The sequence below is a fragment of the Pseudomonas sp. Marseille-Q5299 genome, from assembly GCF_943737035.1.
GTDB classification, from domain to species: Bacteria; Pseudomonadota; Gammaproteobacteria; order Pseudomonadales; family Pseudomonadaceae; genus Aquipseudomonas; species Aquipseudomonas putida_E.
Genome location: NZ_CALSFR010000001.1, coordinates 609734 through 627994 on the forward strand (window position 1 = coordinate 609734; position 18261 = coordinate 627994).

18 protein-coding genes are annotated in these 18261 nt (G+C 64.1%); 9 read left to right on the plus strand and 9 right to left on the minus strand.

Going from position 1 to position 18261, the window contains the following annotated elements; all coding sequences use genetic code 11:
• Nucleotides 1-23 precede the first annotated feature (23 nt).
• The 5 genes from NGJ21_RS02715 to NGJ21_RS02735 all read right to left on the minus strand — a co-directional run bounded on the left by NGJ21_RS02715 (nt 24) and on the right by NGJ21_RS02735 (nt 3564).
• Complete coding sequence (locus NGJ21_RS02715; RefSeq protein WP_042112095.1) at nt 24-473, minus strand: YcgN family cysteine cluster protein; 450 nt, start codon at nt 471-473, stop codon at nt 24-26.
• A gap of 187 nt (nt 474-660) precedes the next feature.
• The gene (locus NGJ21_RS02720; RefSeq protein WP_046788016.1) at nt 661-1593 is read right to left on the minus strand and encodes a D-2-hydroxyacid dehydrogenase; all 933 of its coding nucleotides are present in this window, start codon (nt 1591-1593) and stop codon (nt 661-663) included.
• 78 nt (nt 1594-1671) lie between these two features.
• Complete coding sequence (locus NGJ21_RS02725; RefSeq protein WP_012315722.1) at nt 1672-1965, minus strand: YcgL domain-containing protein; 294 nt, start codon at nt 1963-1965, stop codon at nt 1672-1674.
• Nucleotides 1962-3095, minus strand: a complete 1134-nt coding sequence (gene rnd / locus NGJ21_RS02730; protein ID WP_115274087.1) for a ribonuclease D — start codon at nt 3093-3095, stop codon at nt 1962-1964. Before rnd ends, NGJ21_RS02725 begins: the two co-directional genes overlap by 4 nt.
• A gap of 103 nt (nt 3096-3198) precedes the next feature.
• Entirely contained in the window at nt 3199-3564 is a 366-nt protein-coding gene (locus NGJ21_RS02735; RefSeq protein WP_046788014.1) for a 5-carboxymethyl-2-hydroxymuconate Delta-isomerase, read from the minus strand.
• 115 nt (nt 3565-3679) lie between these two features.
• Between NGJ21_RS02735 and NGJ21_RS02740 the strand changes: the two genes are divergently transcribed.
• On the plus strand, nt 3680-3916 hold the full coding sequence (locus NGJ21_RS02740) for an HP1242/YdcH family protein (RefSeq protein WP_012315725.1): 237 nt from the start codon (nt 3680-3682) through the stop codon (nt 3914-3916).
• Between the two features lie 68 nt (nt 3917-3984).
• Here the strand turns inward: NGJ21_RS02740 and NGJ21_RS02745 are convergent, their stop codons facing one another.
• A complete protein-coding gene (locus NGJ21_RS02745) occupies nt 3985-5169 on the minus strand; it encodes a trans-sulfuration enzyme family protein (RefSeq protein WP_115274086.1) in 1185 nt (394 codons plus the stop codon).
• 122 nt (nt 5170-5291) lie between these two features.
• Between NGJ21_RS02745 and NGJ21_RS02750 the strand changes: the two genes are divergently transcribed.
• Nucleotides 5292-5753 (plus strand): Lrp/AsnC family transcriptional regulator, encoded by a 462-nt coding sequence (locus NGJ21_RS02750; protein ID WP_012315727.1) that lies wholly within the window; start codon nt 5292-5294, stop codon nt 5751-5753.
• A 23-nt stretch (nt 5754-5776) separates the two neighbouring features.
• Here NGJ21_RS02750 and NGJ21_RS02755 read toward each other — a convergent pair whose 3' ends face one another.
• Nucleotides 5777-8104, minus strand: a complete 2328-nt coding sequence (locus NGJ21_RS02755; protein WP_119687625.1) for an FdhF/YdeP family oxidoreductase — start codon at nt 8102-8104, stop codon at nt 5777-5779.
• Nucleotides 8105-8424: 320 nt separating this feature from the next.
• Here NGJ21_RS02755 and moaA point away from each other — a divergent pair, with 320 nt between their 5' ends.
• Nucleotides 8425-9429 carry a GTP 3',8-cyclase MoaA gene (moaA, locus tag NGJ21_RS02760; RefSeq protein ID WP_080952203.1) on the plus strand — a complete coding sequence of 335 codons (1005 nt, stop codon included), beginning with the start codon at nt 8425-8427 and terminating at the stop codon, nt 9427-9429.
• A 20-nt stretch (nt 9430-9449) separates the two neighbouring features.
• Entirely contained in the window at nt 9450-10349 is a 900-nt protein-coding gene (locus NGJ21_RS02765; RefSeq protein ID WP_115274083.1) for a bestrophin family protein, read from the plus strand.
• A 42-nt stretch (nt 10350-10391) separates the two neighbouring features.
• Here NGJ21_RS02765 and moaB read toward each other — a convergent pair whose 3' ends face one another.
• Nucleotides 10392-10931, minus strand: a complete 540-nt coding sequence (gene moaB, locus NGJ21_RS02770) for a molybdenum cofactor biosynthesis protein B (protein WP_046788010.1) — start codon at nt 10929-10931, stop codon at nt 10392-10394.
• A 139-nt stretch (nt 10932-11070) separates the two neighbouring features.
• Between moaB and NGJ21_RS02775 the strand changes: the two genes are divergently transcribed.
• Nucleotides 11071-11958: a LysR family transcriptional regulator gene (locus NGJ21_RS02775; protein ID WP_115274081.1), complete on the plus strand. Its 888-nt coding sequence runs from the start codon at nt 11071-11073 to the stop codon at nt 11956-11958.
• Here NGJ21_RS02775 and NGJ21_RS02780 read toward each other — a convergent pair.
• Nucleotides 11946-12728, minus strand: a complete 783-nt coding sequence (locus tag NGJ21_RS02780; RefSeq protein WP_046788008.1) for an AraC family transcriptional regulator — start codon at nt 12726-12728, stop codon at nt 11946-11948. The two genes, NGJ21_RS02775 and NGJ21_RS02780, sit on opposite strands and share 13 nt — an antisense overlap.
• Nucleotides 12729-13013: 285 nt before the next feature.
• Between NGJ21_RS02780 and NGJ21_RS02785 the strand changes: the two genes are divergently transcribed.
• The 4 genes from NGJ21_RS02785 to NGJ21_RS02800 all read left to right on the plus strand — a co-directional run bounded on the left by NGJ21_RS02785 (nt 13014) and on the right by NGJ21_RS02800 (nt 18258).
• Nucleotides 13014-14630: an APC family permease gene (locus NGJ21_RS02785; RefSeq protein WP_115274079.1), complete on the plus strand. Its 1617-nt coding sequence runs from the start codon at nt 13014-13016 to the stop codon at nt 14628-14630.
• 66 nt (nt 14631-14696) lie between these two features.
• Nucleotides 14697-15623 carry a 4-hydroxyproline epimerase gene (locus tag NGJ21_RS02790; protein ID WP_046788006.1) on the plus strand — a complete coding sequence of 309 codons (927 nt, stop codon included), beginning with the start codon at nt 14697-14699 and terminating at the stop codon, nt 15621-15623.
• A 55-nt stretch (nt 15624-15678) separates the two neighbouring features.
• Complete coding sequence (locus NGJ21_RS02795) at nt 15679-16626, plus strand: dihydrodipicolinate synthase family protein (RefSeq protein ID WP_119687627.1); 948 nt, start codon at nt 15679-15681, stop codon at nt 16624-16626.
• Between the two features lie 54 nt (nt 16627-16680).
• The gene (locus tag NGJ21_RS02800; protein ID WP_251961754.1) at nt 16681-18258 is read left to right on the plus strand and encodes an aldehyde dehydrogenase (NADP(+)); all 1578 of its coding nucleotides are present in this window, start codon (nt 16681-16683) and stop codon (nt 18256-18258) included.
• The last annotated feature ends 3 nt before the right edge of the window (nt 18259-18261 follow it).

Sequence of the window (18261 nt, forward strand, 5' to 3'; positions counted from 1 at the left end):
CCAGAGGCGACGGAGGATGCCGCTCAGCTGGCGCGAAAAATCAGGTGGTCTTCCCAGTCGTCTTCGTCTACATCCTGCTCCCTGAGCATACGCCCCGACTGGGAAATGCGCTGTTCATGCACCTGGCTGCGGTCGCCGCAAACCAAGTGGTGCCAAGCCGGCAGGTCCTTGCCCTCGCTGACCAGACGATACCCGCAGGTGCTCGGCAGCCACTTGAACTGGTCAGCCTTGCCAGGGGTGAGCTGGATGCAATCGGGCACCTGGGCGAAACGGTTGGGGTAGTCGCTGCACTGGCAGGTGTTCATGTCCAGCAGCTTGCAGGCAATACGGGTGTAATAGACGCTGTTGTCGTCCTCGTCCTCGAGCTTTTGCAGGCAGCACAGGCCACAGCCGTCACACAGCGATTCCCACTCTTGCGGGTCGAGTTGTTCGAGGGTCTTGCGCCGCCAGAACGGCGCGCTTTCAGCGATCATCACACGGGTTTCCTGCATTGGGCCTGCGCCAGGCTTCATGCTGGAAGCTCCAGGCAATTGCGGCGCGTATGGCTTTTTTCTGGTGGCTTGCAGCTTGAGTGTTTGTAGCTGGGCGCCATGGCGGCGCCAGTCTAGAGCCTGGCCTTCGGCAATGCCAGACCGCTTGTCAGTAGCGACCGGCTGCAGCTCAATAGCCGCGCGCGAAATCCACTTCGCCACGCAACCCTTGCCCTGCCTGGTATTGCCGCACGTTCTCGACAAACAGCCGTACCATCGCCGCCGGCGAAGTCGGTGCCGAGCTATGCCCGGTCAGCAACAACCCCCACGCCGTCCAGAACGGGTGACGCTGCGGCAACGGCTCCTGCCGGCACACATCGATCACCGCGCCCGCCAGATCCCCCTGCTTCAGCGCCTCGACCAGGTCAGCATCGACCACCGCCACCCCACGCCCGGCATTGATGAACAGCGCACTGGGCCGGAAGCACTTGAACAGCGCGGCATCATAAAGGTCATGGGTTGCCGGGGTATCCGGCAACAGGTTGAGCACGTAATCGGCCTGCCCGACCATCCGTGGCAAATCAGCCAACCCGGCGACCTCGACGAACGGCGCCTGCTCGCGGGGCGTGCTGGCAATGCCATAGAGGGTCACGCCAAACGGCAAGAGAAATTCGGCCACGCGTTGGCCGATATCGCCGGTACCCACGATCAGCACCTTGCGCCCTTCAAGCGTACGCCCCGGGCGGTCGTCCCAACGGCGCTCCACCTGGCTCACCAGCCGAGACAGCACTTCGCGCTCGTGCCCCAGCATATAGGTGAGCATGTACTCGGCCATCACCTGGCCAAAGATGCCGACCGCACGGGTCAGGCGGTAATCACGCGGCAAGCCATCGGCCAGCAAGGGCGTGATGCCGGCCCAGGTCGATTGCATCCAGGCCGGCTTGTGGCCCTGGCGCAGCAGACTGGCAAGCAGGTCTGGCTGGCCCAGCCAGACCGGGCACTGGGGTGCCTGCAAGGCCAGTTCGGCGGAATCGCCGCTGGTCAGGATTTCCAGGTCCGGGGCCGCTTCAGCCAGCAGGCGGGCGTAGTTGGCATGATCCTGCTCAGCGATCAGAACGCGCATCAAAGTGACAACCTTGGCAGACAACGCAGGCGGCCCGGCATGCGGGCCACCTTGGGGTGTGAAGGGAGAGTGGCCGGGTCAGACCGGGTCGTTTCGGCGCAGAAGTTCTTCCGGCAAATGCTCGATGTACTCGTCCTCGGCCGGCGGCATCTGCAGGTGGTAACCCTGGTTTTCGAGGTTGTCCAGCACCTTGACGATGTCCTCGCGGGCCAGCTTGCGCTCGGGGCTCAGCACCAGGTCGAAGGCATGCACGGGCGTGCCGAAGAACGGCAGCAGCGCCTCGGGCACGCGCTCCAGGCCCTCGGCCTTGAGTACGTAGAGGTACATTTCGTTCTTGCGGGGGCTCTTGTAGATCGAGCAGATACGTTTCATCGGGTTTCTCCGGCGCCCGCCAGGTCGTCCAGCAGGGCCTGGCCCATCCGCTCACGGCGCCAGCCGCGCAGCGAATCGGGCAGTTGATAGGGGCCATTGGGGTAGCCGCTCTTGAGCAGGGCTTCCAGGGCCTTTTTGCGCAGCATCAGCTCCGGGGCAATGCCCAAGCGCTCGCCTTCGGCCTGGCCGATGGCGCGCAGGCGCTTGAGGATGCCGGCCGCTTCGATCGGCAGCGGTTCGGGCAACGTGGCCGGCCATTGCTCAGGCGGCAGGCTGGCGGCGCGCTTGATCAGCTCGATCAGGAAGGCGCCATCCTGGCGGATGGTGCGTGGGTGCATTTCATCGATCTTGGCCAGGGCCGACAAGTTGTCCGGCTGGTTCTTGGCCATTGGCCACAGCGAGTGTTCCTTGAGGATACGGTTGCGCGGCACATCGCGGCTGCGTGCTTCACGCTCGCGCCAGGCGCACAGCTCGCGGAGCACCGCCAGTTGCTGGCGGCCCAGCTTCCAGGCCAGCTTGACATCGCGGTACAGGGTCTCGGGCTCGACCTCACGGCGCAACGCCGCCACCAGTTCGGCACCGTCTTCCAGCACCCACGCGTACTTGTCGTCGGACAGCCGGGGGCGCAGGGCCGCAAACAGTTCGGCCAGGTGCACGGCATCCTCGGCGGCGTAGCTGACCTGGGTGTCCGACAGCGGGCGCTGCAGCCAGTCCGAGCGGGTTTCACCCTTGGGCAGCTCAAGGCCCAGCACTTCTTGGACCAGGCGCGAATAGCCCATGGAGAAGCCCAGGTTCAGGTAGCCCGCGGCCAACTGCGTGTCGAACAGCGGCTGGGGCAGCTTGCCGGTCAGGCGCAGCAGCACTTCGAGGTCTTCGCTGCAGGCGTGCAGCACCTTGACCACGCCGGCATCCTCTAGCAGTTCGCCCAGCGGCTGCCAGTCGCCGATCAGCAACGGGTCGATGAGATAAGCCCGCTCGCCGTCACCGATCTGGATCAGGCCGGCTTTCGGGTAAAAGGTGTCGACCCGCATGAATTCGGTGTCGAGCGCCACAAAGGGCAATGTGCGCCACCTCTGGCAGAGTTCGGCCAGGGTCTGGTCGTCACGGATCCAGTGTATTTCGATGGCCACGAGGCTCTCCCACAAACATTGGCGCGCAGTATATACGGCGCGGGCCCTGCGGGTGAAACCTGACGAACATCTGCGCCGACTACCGGGAAGCTTGCGCTACCGCTCAGCCTGGCAAGCGAAGCTTGGCGTAAGGCTCGCGGTCGATATCCAGCACTTCCACGCACAATTGCAGGTCTACGCCCGCCTGCTCAGGTATGGCCTCACGCAGTACCTCCAGCAAGCTGGCGGACAATTGCTTCTTTACCTCCGCCGGGCGCCCGCTGAGGATGGCCAGGCGCACATGGGCAAATGCCCGCTCGGCCGGTGCTGTGCCCACCCGGTAATGGGCGAACGCCTGGGCGCGGCTTTTGATGTCCGCCTCATCGGCAAACTGGCCGCTGCCGACCAGGGCGTGATTCAGGCGCAACAGCAGTACCTCGACATTCAGCTCGCGCAAGTTGTCGCTGTATTCCAGGTTCAGGTGAGGCATGGCACAGGTTCCAGGCGTTGGGGGAAGCGACAGCCTACCCCAGTCCCCTACCCGCGCAAAGGCGGCTATCCTCAAAGGTCAGGACCTTACTGACAACCCTGACAGAGGTGAAGAAATGCCAGTTCCGCATGATCTGCTCGCTGACTTGCACGTTACCGCCGATGCATTCCAGGCACTGATAGACAAGGACCAGACGCTGCATGCCCTGCACAAGGAATACAACGCCAAAGACAAGGAGGTGGTGGCCGCCGAAGGCAATGGGACCAACGACGATACCGTCAACCGCCTGCGCAAGGAGCGCCTGCTGATCAAGGACAAGATCGAGCGAATCATTCATCCGCCGAAATCCTGATGGCTCTCTGCTGAATCAATCGGCCTGTCGCCGGCAAGCCCGCTTGCCGGCGACAGGCCCAACACCCGTTACACAGCAGCCGATGCGTTCAAAGCCCCGTCCAGGTCTTCGATCAGGTCCCGGTAATCCTCGATCCCGATCGACAGCCGCAACAGGCTTTCACTGATCCCCATCACCCCCTTCTGCTCGGGGCTCAGTGAGTTGTGCGACATGCTCCAGGAGTGGTTGATCATGCTCTCCACGCCGCCCAGCGAATCGGCCAGAACAAAGATCTGCAATGCCTCCACCAGGCGATTGAGCGCCGCCCGGTCACCGTTCTTGACCTTCATTGCCACCACCGCCCCGCCAGCGCGCATCTGGCGTTTGCACAGCGCGTGCTGCGGGTGGCTCTCCAGGCCCGGGTAATACACCTGCTCGATCTGCGGATGGCTTTCCAGAAAGCGTGCCACCTGCAGGGCATTGGCACACTGGCGCTCCATGCGCACGTCGAGGGTTTTCAGGCCACGCAGGGCCAGGTAACAGTCGAACGGGCCCTGGATTGCCCCCACGGCCATGCTGATCTTGCGCAGGCGCCCCAGCAAGGCGTCATTGGCAGCCACCACCACGCCGCCGGTCAGGTCGGAGTGGCCGCCAATGTATTTGCTGGCCGAATGCATCACCAGGTCCACACCGAGGGTGATCGGCCGCTGGTTCCACGGCGAGCAGAAGGTGTTGTCGATGCAGGTGAGGATGCCACGCGCCCGTGCCAGGTCGCAGACCGCCTTGATGTCGACCAGGTGCAGCAACGGGTTGGTCGGCGACTCGATCCAGATCAACTGGGTTTCGGGTTTGATCGCCGCCGCTACGGCCGCGACATCGTTGAGGTCGACATAGGTGGTGGTAAGGCCCGACGTGCGTGCGCGGTAGTCTTCAAGAATGCGGAAGGTGCCGCCGTAGACACCGTTCATCACCACCACATGAGCGTCCTTGGGGAGCAGCTCCAGCACCGTGGCGGTGGCGTTTACACCGGAGGCACAGGCCACCGCGCCAACACCCTCTTCAAGCGCCGCGACACAGCTTTCATAGGCATGCCGGGTCGGGTTGCCGACGCGGCTGTAGGCGTACTCGGGGTTGTCATCGAGGCTGCGCTTGATATACGAGCTGGCGGTGTAGATAGGCGGGAAGATCGCGTTATCGGCGACACTGAACTGCTCACCGGCGTGGATGGTACGGGTGGCGAAATTGCGCGGCTTGTCGGACATGGTCGGGCCCATTGGCAGATGTAAGTGCGCAACTATCGCACAAACACCTGCCGCCACAACGCCGGCGGTTGCGGGAATTTTTTCTATCGTTGGGGTAATCTGGGGAATATTTTCCTGACCGCCAGCGGATCCTCATGGACAGTTTCGACCAGCACATCCTCACCCTGCTCCAGCGCGACGCCTCGCTCTCGCTCAAGGACCTGGCCGAAGCCGTCAACCTCTCCACCACCCCCTGCTGGAAGCGGGTCAAACGCCTGGAAGAGGATGGCTACATCCTCGGCCGCGTCGCCCTGCTCGACCCCGAACGCCTGGGCCTGGGCCTGACGGTATTCGTCCAGCTCAAGACTCAGCGCCACGACAGCGCCTGGCTTGAGCAGTTTGCCGAGACAGTGAAAGGCTTCGAGGAGGTGATGGAGTTCTATCGCATGTCAGGGGACTGGGATTACATGCTGCGGGTGGTGGTGGGGGATATCGCCGCCTACGACCGGTTCTACAAAAAGCTGATTACCAGCACCGATGGGCTCTCCAACATCACGTCCAGCTTTGCCATGGAGCAGATGAAATACACCACGGCTTTCCCGGTACACAGGCCCTGATCGGTGCCTGCCTTAGCGCCCCATCACTGCGCCGCCACCGCTTCGATCCGGTTCCCCGCCTTGGCCTTCTCAAGCCGAATCGCCACGAATTTCGACGTCGGCGTATAGGTGCCCTCGCCGTAACTTTCCAACGGCACCAGCGGGTTGGTTTCCGGGTAGTAGGCCGCTGCCTGCCCATCGGGAATGTCGTAGGGCACCAGGCGGAAGCCCGATACCCGGCGCTCCACACCGTCCTCCCACAGTGACACCAGGTCTACGTGCTCACCCGGCTCAAAGCCCAGGCGGCGGATGTCCGCCTCGCTGACGAACACCACTTCTCGCAGGCCAAACACGCCCCGATAACGATCATCTAGCCCATAAAGCGTGGTGTTGTACTGGTCATGCGAGCGCATCGTCTGCAAGATCAGGTCAGGCTTGTCGCCACGGGCGAGCACCTGGGCATTGACCAGATGCTCTGGCAACGGGCTGGCACTGAAACGCGCCTTGCCGGTCGCCGTGCGCCAACTGCGCTGGGCGGCACTGTTGCCCAGGTGGAAACCGCCTGGCTGCTGCAGGCGCTGGTTGAAGTTGGCAAAGCCGGGGATGACATCGGCGATCATGCTGCGAATACGGCCATAGTCGGCAACGGCGTATTCCCAATCGATGGGCTTGTTGCCCAGCGTGGCCTTGGCCATGCCGGCAATGATCCAGGGTTCCGACCGCATGTGGGGGGAACGCGGGCGCAGTTGGCCATGGGAGATATGCACCATGCTGAAGGTGTCTTCCACGGTCACGCCCTGCGGCCCGCCGGCTTGCAGGTCGATCTCGGTGCGCCCCAGGCAGGGCAGGATCAGCGCATCGCGGCCAGTGACCAGGTGCGAACGGTTAAGCTTGGTGGAGATCTGCACCGTCAGCGCACAGTTGCGCAGGGCCGCGTGGGTGCGGGGGGTGTCCGGCGTCGCCTGGGCGAAGTTGCCACCCAGCGCGATGAACACCTTGGCACGCTGTTGCTCCATGGCCTGGATCGCCAGCACCGCGTTGTGCCCATGGGCGCGAGGTACGCGGAACTGGAAGCGTTTTTCCAAGGCATCGAGCAACGCCGCCCTGGGTTTCTCGTCGATGCCCATGGTGCGGTCGCCTTGCACGTTGCTGTGGCCACGCACCGGCGACAGGCCCGCCCCGGGCTTGCCGACGTTGCCGCGCAACAGTTGCAGGTTGACGATCTCCTGCACGGTCGGCACCGAGTGACGGTGCTGGGTGACGCCCATCGCCCAGCACATGATCACCCGCTCGGCCTTGCGGTACATGCGCGCGGCCAGCTCGATCTCGGCCAAGGTCAGGCCGGACTGCTCGACGATATGGTCCCACGAGGTGGCATCCACTGCCGCCAGGTAGGCGTCCACACCGCTGGTGTGCGCGGCGATGAAGTCATGGTCCAATACCGCTGGTTCACCCTTGGCCTGGGCTTCGCGCTCCCACTGCAGCAGGTACTTGGCAATGCCGCGCATGGCCGCCATGTCGCCGCCCAGGGCTGGGCGGAAGTAAGCGGTGTTGGTCGGCTCGGAGCCGTTGCTGAGCATTTCGAACGGGTGCTGCGGGTGCTGGAAGCGCTCCAGGCCACGCTCTTTGAGCGGGTTGAAGCACACCACCTGGGCGCCGCGCTTGACCGCTTCACGCAGCGGTTCGAGCATGCGCGGGTGATTGGTGCCGGGGTTCTGGCCGATGACGAAGATCGCGTCGGCCAGTTCCAGGTCGTGAAACACCACGGTGCCCTTGCCTACGCCGAGGGTTTCCGACATGCCCACGCCACTGGCCTCATGGCACATGTTCGAACAGTCAGGGAAGTTGTTGGTGCCATAGGCGCGGACGAACAGCTGGTAGAGGAATGCCGCCTCGTTGCTGGCCCGGCCGGAGGTGTAGAACTCGGCCTCATCGGGCGAATCGAGCGCCTGCAAGTGCCGGGCAATCAGGGCAAAGGCCTCTTCCCAGGAGGTTTCGACGTAATGGTCGGTAGCCGCATCGTAGCGCATCGGGTGGGTCAGGCGGCCCTGGTATTCGAGCCAGTAGTCGGTCTGCTCGGCCAGCGCGCTGACGCTGTACCTGGCAAAAAACGCGGGGTCGACCGAACGGCCGGTGGCCTCCCAGTTGACCGCCTTGGCGCCGTTCTCGCAGAACTTGACCATGTCGCTTTCCGGCGACTCGCCCCAGGCGCAGCCGGGGCAGTCGAAACCGCCGTTCTGGTTGGTCTTGAGCATGGCCCGCAGGTTCTTGAAGGCGTTGTCACTGCCCAGCCAGCTCTTGGTCACGCTCTTGAGCGCGCCCCAGCCGGCGGCCGGCCCCTTGTAGTCCCTGATATGGTCGTCCTGGCTCATGCGGTCAATCCTCACGCGGGCATCGAAAAGTGCAGCGGATCGTGTCGTCCGGTGCTTGTTTTCCAGCCTATGGAGGCCGACAGGGGGCCGTCCAATCGAAATGTCTTACGGGGTGATAGGCCGTTTCGATGATGGGCTGGTGTTGGCAGCGTTCCCTCCGCGGGTAATCACGCAAACGCGACCATCCGATCAAGGCCTTGGAGTACTGGCCCTGCAGCCGTGATAGATGAGATTGATCAAGCAGTCGGGCAAAGCAATTTGACGGCGAACACCGCAGGTTATAGCGTGGAACCAGTACTCCTCCCCTGCCGAGCGCGAACGTGGAACAGAACAGCCGGGCCCTGATCGACGGCTTCAACCGGAAAATCGACTACCTGCGGATGTCGGTCACGGACCGCTGCGACTTCCGTTGCGTCTACTGCATGGCTGAAGACATGCAGTTCCTGCCGCGCCAGCAGATCCTCAGCCTTGAGGAATTGTTCCAGGTGGCCGAACGCTTCGTCGCCTTGGGTACCCGCAAGATTCGCCTTACCGGCGGCGAGCCGCTGGTCCGCCAGGGCATCGTCGACCTGTGCGGGCGCATTGCCGCCCTGCCCGGCCTGCGTGAACTGTGCATGACCAGCAACGGCTCGCAGCTCCCCCGCCTGGCTCAGCCGCTGTTCGACGCCGGCCTGTCGCGCCTGAACATCAGCCTCGACAGCCTCGATGCAGAACGTTTCAAGCAACTGACCCGCACCGGCGACCTGGCCCAGGTGATCGCCGGCATCGACGCGGCCCGCCGCGCGGGTTTTCAGCGCATCAAACTCAACTGCGTGGTGCTCAAGGGGCGCAACGACGATGAGCTGGTCGACCTGGTGCGCTTTGCCATCGACCGCGAACTGGACATCACCTTCATCGAAGAAATGCCGCTGGGCGTGATCAACGAGCATGAACGCGGCGAGTCGTTCTGCTCCAGCGACGAAGTGCGCGCGCGGCTGGCCGAGCAATTCACCCTGATCGAATCGACCGAGTCGTCCCAGGGCCCGGCGCGCTACTGGCGCCTGGCAGAAGCGGCGAGCACCCGTGTCGGGTTCATCTCGCCGCACAGCCACAACTTCTGCGCCACCTGCAACCGTGTGCGCCTGACTGTCGAAGGCCGGCTGCTGCTGTGCCTGGGCAATGAACATTCGATGGACCTCAAACAGGTGCTGCGTGCCCACCCGGGTGATGCCGAGCGGCTGGAAAAAGCCATCCGCGATTCACTGCACCTCAAGCCCTACCGCCATCATTTCGAGGTCGGTGGCGATGTGCAGATCCTGCGCTTCATGAACATGACCGGCGGCTGACCGGCCGTCTCTGGACTTCCATGATCGTTCACTCTCGCCCCGATGTGTTGCGCGTGCTGTTCACCCTCAAGGGTTCGATCGTCAAGCGCATTGCCTTGCGCTGCCTGATGGTGACCTTGCTCGCCGCCCTGATCGTGCTGGTCGAACGCCACTTCCCGGCGTTTTTCTACCCCGTCAGCGCTACCCCCTTCACGCTGCTTGGCCTGTCGCTGTCGATCTTCATGAGTTTTCGCAACAATGCCTGTTACGACCGTTGGTGGGAGGGGCGCAAGGCCTGGGGGAAGATGATCATCGAGACCCGCTCGTTCATACGTGAGAGCGTGGTGATCGCCGATGAAAAGCTGCGCGCCGAGGTGCTGCACAGCCTGTGCGGCTTTGCCCATGCGCTCAATGCCCGGTTGCGCAATGAGGATGATGTGGCCGCCGCCCGGCCGTGGCTGGCCAACCCCGCTGCGATCCGCCCGCACAATGTCTGCGACGGTATCTTGCAGGAAGTTGGCGCCCGCTGCTCACGCCTGGCCGAGCAGCAGCAGATCAGCGACTGGCGCTACAGCCTGTTGGAACAACGCCTGGTCGGGTTGTCAGAGGTACAGGCCACCTGCGAGCGGATCAAGGGCACACCGCTGCCCTTCCCCTATACCCTGCTGCTGCACCGGACCATCTACATCTTCTGCCTGTTGCTGCCGTTCGCGCTGGCCGAGCCCCTGGGCTGGCTGGCACCGCTGTTTACCACCATTGTGGGGTACACCTTCTTTGGGCTGGATGCGATCGGCAATGAACTGGAAGACCCGTTCGGGCGAGACGAGAACGACCTGCCGACCGATGCCATGGTCCGCACCGTTGAACGGGATGTGCTGGGAGCCTTGGGCGTGGAGCCGCTGCCACCGGCGCTGCAGCCGGTGGAGCATGTGTTGAGCTGACTGGCCCTATCGCCGGCAAGCTGGCGATAGGGCCGGAACTGATCAACCGCGTGTGTCGCAGGGCGCGATGGGCTTAAGGTGCTTCACAAAATTACAAGGCTGGTGCCGCGCATCCAGCTGCTCCACCAGGATGCCTTCCCACGCCGTGCGGCAGGCACCGGTAGAGCCTGGCAGGCAGCACACCAGAGTGCCATTGGCCATGCCGGCCAACGCCCGGCTCTGCACGGTCGAGGTACCGACATCAAGAATGGACAACGCCCGGAACAGCTCGCCGAAACCGTCGATACGCCGATCGAACAGGCACTCCACCGCTTCCGGTGTGCTATCCCGCCCGGTGAAACCGGTGCCGCCGGTGATCAGCACCACCTGCACCTGCTCATCGGCAATCCAGGTGGCCACCTGGGCGCGGATCTTGTACAGGTCGTCCTTGAGCAGCGCACGCGCCACCAGGCGATGGCCAATCTGCACCGGGCGGCTGGCGAGCAGCTCACCCGAAGTGTCGTTGTCGTAGGTGCGGGTGTCGCTGACCGTCAGTACGGCGATATTGAGCGGTACGAAGACCGCGTCGGATTGAACGCGCACAGTGAAGCTCCTTGTATGGCATGGTCGTTACGCTAGAGACATGACCAGAGCGCGTCCAATCGATATGCCGTACCGCCCGATCAATGACATCTATCGCTGACTTGGTTAAGGTCAGCACAACCAGACCCCAGGCACTCCCATGGACATCAAGCAGCTCAAGTTCCTCATCGCCCTCGACCAGACCCGCCACTTCGGCCAGGCTGCGGCGCTGTGCCATATCACCCAGCCGACCCTGTCCATGCGCCTGCGCAACCTGGAAGACGAACTGGAACTGGTGCTGGTCAAACGCGGCCAGCGCTTCGAGGGCTTCACCGAAGCCGGCGAGCGCATCCTGGCCTGGGCCCGCACCCTGCTCGCCGCCCATGATGGCCTGCAGGCCGAGGCAGCCAGCTGCCGCGGCCAAGTGGTTGGTAGCTTGCGCCTGGGCACCGTGCCGCTGGCCAGCTTCAACCCCATGCAGTTGCTGCTGCCGCTGCGCGAAAAATACCCCGAGCTGCAGTTTCAGCTCAGCTCGCACAGCACCGAGCAGATCATGGATGGCCTGAGCCGCAACCAGCTCGACCTGGGGATCTGCTATCTGGACCAGGTCAACGCCAACTTCTTCGAGGTGATCGAACTGGGCACCACCACCATGGGCCTGCTGCACGATACCCGGCACTTCCAGTTCGAAGCCGACACCCTGCGTTGGGAGGAACTGGGCGAAATCCCTCTGGGCTTGCTGAGCAAGGGGATGCACTACCGTCAGTCGCTCGACCTGAGCTTTCGCAGCCGCAGCCTGGAACCCAATGCCGTGCTGGAAAGCGACTCGAGCTTCCAGTTGGTTCAAGCCATCAACACCGGCGTGTGCTGCGCAATCATGCCGCTCGATTGCGGGTTGGAAGACCTGAGCGAGCACATGCGCATCATCCCGATCACCGACGCCAGCATCCACAGCCCCGTCGGCCTGCTGCTGCGCCGCAGCGAGCCGCGCTCGGCGATTGCCGAACAGTGTTTTGACGAGGCCCGCACACTGTTTCAGCCCTCCTGAGCGGCAGTCGCCTGACGGTACTGGCGCGGTGTAAAACCCGTAAGTTGCTTGAACTGCCGGCTGAAAGCACTGTGGTCGGTGTAACCGCACTGCAACGCCACTTCGGTGATCGGCAAGTCGCTGTGCAGCAGCCGATGGGCATGTTCCAGCCGCGCCTTGTGAATCATTTGCCGAGGTGTGAGGTGGAATACCCGCTTGCAGTAGCGCTCCAGTTGCGCGACGGAAATGCCGGCAATGCGGGTCAGTTCACCCAGGCTGATCGGTTGATGAAAGTGCCGCCGAATATGCTCGTCCACCGCGGCCAGGCGCTGGTAGGCGGGGTGCGTGTCTGCCGCTGACTGCAGGTCGACCGAAATGCCTACCAGCCCGATGATCTGGCCAGCACTGTCGTGCAGCGGGCGCTTGTGCGTCAGGCACCAGCCCGGTTCACGGCTGCCGTACAGGTGCAGCTCGAGCTGGTCTTCCAGCACCAGGCCATCCTTGAGCACACGACGGTCCTGCTCGGTATAACCGGGGCCCAGTTGCGCCGGGAAGACTTCGGCGCTGGTCTTGCCCAACAGTGGTTGCAGGCGCTTGAGGCCGCAGCGCTGAACCAGGGTGTTGTTGGCCAGCACATAGCGGGCATCCGGATCCTTGATGAAGATCGCGGCGTTGGGGATGGCATCGAGGATCGGCAACAGCAGGGATACCCCGGCGAGCAGTGCCTGAAGGCTGGCGGGGCGGTGCTGGTCCAAGTTCTGGTACAGGGCTGCCAGGGTGGCGTCGGCCATCAGTCAATTCTCTAGTGTCTGCACCGGCGCCATCGCCGGCAAAACTCTCAAACCCTTGTACAGCAGGGCCTCCAGCCTATCCAGCCTGGCGACCGGCGCGCCAGTCTTTTCTGCAATTGTGCCGATTTCGTCATCTGCCCTGCAGAAAACCATCAAGAACCGTGGCCCCGTTCGGTCCACTCTAGTTCCCACGCAAGCCGCCCAAGACCTACAAGAGCGCGGCCCCAAAAGCCGCACCTGGTGACATCAGACCTGCCTATCCAAAACCTACAAAAAGGCGACCCCATGTCAGGCAAATTCAAGAAACAGCTGTCATTGCTGGACCTCACCTTCATCGGCCTCGGCGCCATCTTCGGCTCCGGCTGGCTGTTCGCCGCCAGCCACGTCTCGGCCATTGCCGGGCCGGCCGGCATCCTCTCCTGGTTTCTCGGCGGCTTCGCCGTACTGCTACTGGGCATCGTTTACTGCGAGCTCGGCGCCGCGCTGCCACGCGCCGGGGGTGTGGTGCGCTACCCGGTGTACTCGCACGGCCCACTGCTCGGCTACCTGATGGGCTTCATCACCCTGATCGCCTTCTCCAGCCTGATCGCCATCGAAGTGGTCGCATCACGCCAGTACGCCGCGGCCTGGTTCCCTGGCCTGACCAAGGCCGGCTCCAGCGACCCCACCGTGCTCGGCTGGTTAGTGCAGTTTGCGCTGCTGGGGCTGTTCTTCCTGCTCAACTACCGCAGCGTCAAGACCTTCGCCAAGGCCAACAACCTGGTCAGCGTGTTCAAGTTCATCGTGCCGCTGCTGGTGATCGGTGTGCTGTTCACCTTCTTCAAGCCAGAGAACTTCGAGGTCCAGGGCTTCGCCCCCTTCGGCATGTCCGGTGTGGAAATGGCCGTCTCGGCTGGCGGCATCATCTTCGCTTACCTGGGCCTGACACCAATCATCTCGGTGGCAAGCGAAGTCAAGAACCCACAGCGCACCATACCCATCGCGCTGATCCTCTCCGTACTGCTGTCCACCGCGATCTATGCCCTGCTGCAACTGGCCTTCCTTGGCAGCGTGCCGACCGAAATGCTGACCAACGGCTGGGCTTCGGTGACAAAGGAACTGGCCCTGCCCTACCGTGACATCGCCTTGGCCCTGGGCGTAGGCTGGCTGGCCTACCTGGTGGTGGCCGATGCGGTGATCTCCCCCAGCGGCTGCGGCAACATCTACATGAACGCCACCCCGCGGGTGATCTATGGCTGGGCCCAGACCGGCACCTTCTTCAAGTATTTCACCCGCATCGACGAGCAATCGGGCATCCCACGCCCGGCGCTGTGGCTGACCTTCGGCCTGTCAGTGTTCTGGACCCTGCCCTTTCCGTCCTGGGAAGCGCTGATCAACGTGGTGTCTGCAGCCCTGGTGCTGAGCTATGCGGTAGCGCCGGTCACCGTCGCTGCCCTGCGCCGCAATGCGCCAGATATGCCACGCCCGTTCCGGGTCAAGGGCATGGGCGTGCTGGGCCCGCTGTCGTTCATCATCGCCGCGCTGATCGTCTACTGGTCCGGCTGGAACACCGTGTCGTGGCTACTGGCCCTGCAGATCGTGATGTTCGTGCTGTACCTGCTGTGCGGCCGCTTCGTGCCGACCCAGCACCTGTCGCTGGCCCAGCAGGTGCGCTCCAGCGCCTGGCTGATCGGCTTTTACGCGGTGACCATCCTGCTTTCCTGGCTGGGCAGTTTCGGCGGCCTGGGCGTGATCGGCCACCCGTTCGATACCGTGGTCGTCGCGGCCTGCGCGCTGGGCATCTACTACTGGGGTGCTGCCACCGGCGTGCCGGCCCACCTGGTGCGCCTGGAAGGCGAAGACGAAAGCGAAACAAGCCACGAGGCCCAGGCCGCCGCTCGCCCGGCTGCACTGGCCTCCTGAAGGCTACTGGCCCTGTCGCCGGCACAACCAGCACAAAAGCAGGCTCACTAGAGAATGGACATGCCCATGAAACACGTTCACGTCATCGACTCGCACACCGGCGGCGAACCGACCCGCCTGGTAATGAATGGCTTCCCGCAACTCAATGGCCGCAGCATGGCCGAGCAGCGCGATGAGTTGCGCGAGCTGCACGACCACTGGCGCCGCGCCTGCCTGCTGGAGCCACGCGGCAACGATGTGCTGGTCGGTGCGCTGTACTGCGCCCCGGTGTCGGAAGACGCCACTTGTGGGGTGATCTTTTTCAACAATGCCGGGTACCTGAACATGTGTGGCCACGGCACCATCGGGCTGGTCGCCTCGCTACGGCACCTGGGGCTGATCCAGCCGGGCGTGCACAAAATCGACACGCCGGTCGGCCAGGTCAGCGCCACCCTGCACGAGGACGGCGCGGTCACCGTCGGCAACGTGCCGTCCTATCGCTACCGCCGGCAGGTGTCGGTGGACGTGCCAGGCCATGGCGTGGTGCACGGCGACATCGCCTGGGGCGGCAACTGGTTCTTCCTGGTTTCAGAGCACGGCCAGCGCATCGAGCTGGACAACCGCGAAGCTCTCACCGCGTTCACCTGGGCGATGCTCAAGGCCTTGGAGGCCCAAGGCATCACCGGCGAGCACGGCGCCCCCATCGACCATATCGAGCTGTTTGCCGCCGACCCTGATGCCGACAGCCGCAACTTCGTCATGTGCCCCGGCAAGGCCTATGACCGCTCGCCCTGCGGCACCGGCACCAGCGCCAAGCTGGCCTGCCTGGCCGCCGACGGCAAGCTCGCCGAAGGCCAGACCTGGGTCCAGGCCAGCATTACCGGCAGCCAGTTCCACGGCCGCTACGAGCGCGAAGGTGAGCATATTCGCCCGTTCATCACCGGCCGCGCCTACATGACCGCCGACAGTACCCTGCTGATCGACGAACAAGACCCTTTCGCCTGGGGCATCTGACTGCCCAGGCCATTTTCTTCGCAACCCAGACTGAATACTGCAAGGAGTGATACCCATGAGCGACAATATTTTCACCGGCTGCATGCCTGCCCTGATGACACCCTGCACCGCCGAGCGCAAACCAGACTTCGACGCCCTTGTGCGCAAAGGGCGCGAGCTGATCGAGGCCGGCATGAGCGCCGTGGTCTACTGCGGCTCGATGGGCGACTGGCCGCTGCTGACCGAAGCCGAGCGCCAGGAGGGCGTGGCGCGCCTGGTTGCCGCCGGCATCCCGACCATCGTCGGCACCGGCGCGGTGAACACCCGTGAAGCCGTGGCCCATGCAGCCCATGCCGCCAAGGTCGGCGCCGCCGGCCTGATGGTCATCCCCCGCGTGCTGTCGCGTGGCGCCTCCCTGATCGCCCAAAAGCACCACTTCGCCGCGATCCTGCAAGCGGCGCCGAAGCTGCCTGCAGTCATCTACAACAGCCCCTACTACGGCTTTGCCACCCGTGCCGACCTGTTCTTCGAACTGCGCCGCGACTACCCGAACCTGATCGGTTTCAAGGAGTTCGGTGGTGGTGCCGACCTGCGCTACGCCGCCGAGCACATCACCTCCAAAGACGACGATGTGACCCTGATGGTCGGCGTGGATACCCAGGTAGTCCATGGTTTCGTCAACTGCAACGCCACCGGCGCCATTACCGGCATCGGCAATGCCCTGCCGCGTGAAGTGCTGCAACTGGTGAGCCTGAGCAAGCAAGCGGCCAAGGGTGACGCCAGGGCCCGCCGCCTGGCACGCGAGCTGGAGTCGGCATTGGCGGTGCTGTCGTCGTTCGATGAGGGCTGCGACCTGGTGCTGTATTACAAACACCTGATGGTGCTCAACGGCGACCGCGAATACAGCCTGCACTTCAACGAAACCGATGCGCTCACCGACGCCCAGCGCAACTACGCCGAACAGCAGTACGCGCTGTTCCGCACGTGGTATGCCAGCTGGTCGGCCGAGCAGAACCTGGCCTGAACCCTGGGGCTGCTTGGCAGCCCCGATCCAGAACCCGACTATGAAGGAGGCTCCATGCCCCTGACAGGCAAACTGCTGATCGGCCAACGCCCCGTACCCGGCAGCCGCGAAGCGATCCGCGCCATCGACCCGGCTACCAACCAGCCCCTGGAACCCGCCTATGCCGGCGGTACCGGGGAACACGTGGCCCACGCCTGCGAACTGGCCTGGGCTGCGTTCGACGCCTACCGCGAAACCTCACTGGAGCAACGCGCAATCTTTCTCGAAACCATCGCCCAGCAGATAGAAGCGCTGGGCGATGCCTTGATCGGCCGTGCCGTGGCCGAAAGTGGCCTGCCCAAGGCACGTATCCTGGGCGAACGGGGCCGTACCTGTGGCCAACTGCGCACCTTCGCCCGCGTGGTGCGCAGTGGTGAATGGCTGGATGTGCGCGTCGATGCCGCCCAACCACAGCGCCAGCCCCTGCCGCGCGCCGACCTGCGCCAGCGCCAGGTGGCCTTGGGGCCGGTAGCGGTGTTTGGCGCCAGCAACTTCCCCCTGGCCTTCTCGGTGGCCGGTGGCGACACCGCCTCGGCCCTGGCCGCCGGCTGCCCGGTGGTGGTCAAGGCACACGGCGCGCACCCGGGCACCAGTGAGCTGGTCGGCCAGGCCGTCGCTCGCGCCGTCCAACTGTGTGGCCTGCCAGAGGGCGTCTTCTCGCTGTTGTATGGTGCTGGGCGTGAAGTGGGCATCGCCCTGGTCAGCGACCCGCGGATCAAGGCCGTTGGCTTCACCGGTTCGCGCAGCGGCGGTTTGGCCCTGTGCCACGCGGCTCAGGCGCGCCCGGAACCGATCCCGGTGTATGCCGAGATGAGCTCGATCAACCCGGTGTTCCTGTTCGACGCAGCCTTGCAGGCGCGTGGTGAGGTACTGGCCCAAGGTTTCGTTGCCTCGTTGACCCAGGGCGCCGGGCAGTTCTGCACCAACCCCGGCCTGATAGTCGCCCGCCAAGGCCCGGCACTGCAGCGTTTTATCGCCGCCGCCAGCGAGCAAGTACGCCATGCAGCGGCGCAGACCATGCTGACCCCGGGCATTTTCAATGCCTACGCAGCGGGTGTGGGCGCCATGACCGAAAACAGCAATGCCAAGGTCGCGGCCTGCGGCCAACCCCCGCAAGGCCCGAACCAGTGCCAGGTTCAGCTGTTCGTCACCCAGGCCAGCGCGTTTCTCGCCGACCCGGGCTTGCAGGCCGAGGTGTTTGGCGCCGCTTCGTTGGTGGTGGCCTGCGACAGCGATGAACAAGTGCGCCAGGTGGCCGAGCACCTGGAGGGCCAACTGACCGCGACCCTGCACCTGGACGATGCCGACCTCGACAGCGCCCGCAGCCTGCTGCCGACCCTCGAACGCAAGGCCGGGCGCCTGCTGGTCAATGGCTGGCCGACCGGGGTTGAGGTATGCGATGCGATGGTCCACGGCGGGCCGTTCCCGGCAACGTCCGATGCGCGCAGCACCTCGGTGGGCACTGCTGCGATCCTGCGTTTTCTGCGGCCGGTGTGCTATCAGGACTTCCCCGATGCCTTGCTGCCGCAGGCGCTGAAGCACGCAAACCCGCTGCAGGTGCGGCGCTTGCTCGACGGCAAGCGGGAACACTGAATC

What these genes read in the sequence shown, in the direction of transcription:
- NGJ21_RS02775 (WP_115274081.1), top strand. Translation starts at nt 11,071, where the DNA reads ATGGACATCAAGCAGCTCAAGTTCCTCATCGCCCTCGACCAGACCCGC.
- NGJ21_RS02790 (WP_046788006.1), top strand. Translation starts at nt 14,697, where the DNA reads ATGAAACACGTTCACGTCATCGACTCGCACACCGGCGGCGAACCGACC.
- NGJ21_RS02795 (WP_119687627.1), top strand. Translation starts at nt 15,679, where the DNA reads ATGAGCGACAATATTTTCACCGGCTGCATGCCTGCCCTGATGACACCC.
- NGJ21_RS02725 (WP_012315722.1), bottom strand. Translation starts at nt 1,965, where the DNA reads ATGAAACGTATCTGCTCGATCTACAAGAGCCCCCGCAAGAACGAAATG.
- NGJ21_RS02755 (WP_119687625.1), bottom strand. Translation starts at nt 8,104, where the DNA reads ATGAGCCAGGACGACCATATCAGGGACTACAAGGGGCCGGCCGCCGGC.
- NGJ21_RS02765 (WP_115274083.1), top strand. Translation starts at nt 9,450, where the DNA reads ATGATCGTTCACTCTCGCCCCGATGTGTTGCGCGTGCTGTTCACCCTC.
- NGJ21_RS02785 (WP_115274079.1), top strand. Translation starts at nt 13,014, where the DNA reads ATGTCAGGCAAATTCAAGAAACAGCTGTCATTGCTGGACCTCACCTTC.
- NGJ21_RS02735 (WP_046788014.1), bottom strand. Translation starts at nt 3,564, where the DNA reads ATGCCTCACCTGAACCTGGAATACAGCGACAACTTGCGCGAGCTGAAT.
- NGJ21_RS02745 (WP_115274086.1), bottom strand. Translation starts at nt 5,169, where the DNA reads ATGGGCCCGACCATGTCCGACAAGCCGCGCAATTTCGCCACCCGTACC.
- NGJ21_RS02715 (WP_042112095.1), bottom strand. Translation starts at nt 473, where the DNA reads ATGATCGCTGAAAGCGCGCCGTTCTGGCGGCGCAAGACCCTCGAACAA.
- NGJ21_RS02800 (WP_251961754.1), top strand. Translation starts at nt 16,681, where the DNA reads ATGCCCCTGACAGGCAAACTGCTGATCGGCCAACGCCCCGTACCCGGC.
- NGJ21_RS02720 (WP_046788016.1), bottom strand. Translation starts at nt 1,593, where the DNA reads ATGCGCGTTCTGATCGCTGAGCAGGATCATGCCAACTACGCCCGCCTG.
- NGJ21_RS02750 (WP_012315727.1), top strand. Translation starts at nt 5,292, where the DNA reads ATGGACAGTTTCGACCAGCACATCCTCACCCTGCTCCAGCGCGACGCC.
- NGJ21_RS02740 (WP_012315725.1), top strand. Translation starts at nt 3,680, where the DNA reads ATGCCAGTTCCGCATGATCTGCTCGCTGACTTGCACGTTACCGCCGAT.
- NGJ21_RS02780 (WP_046788008.1), bottom strand. Translation starts at nt 12,728, where the DNA reads ATGGCCGACGCCACCCTGGCAGCCCTGTACCAGAACTTGGACCAGCAC.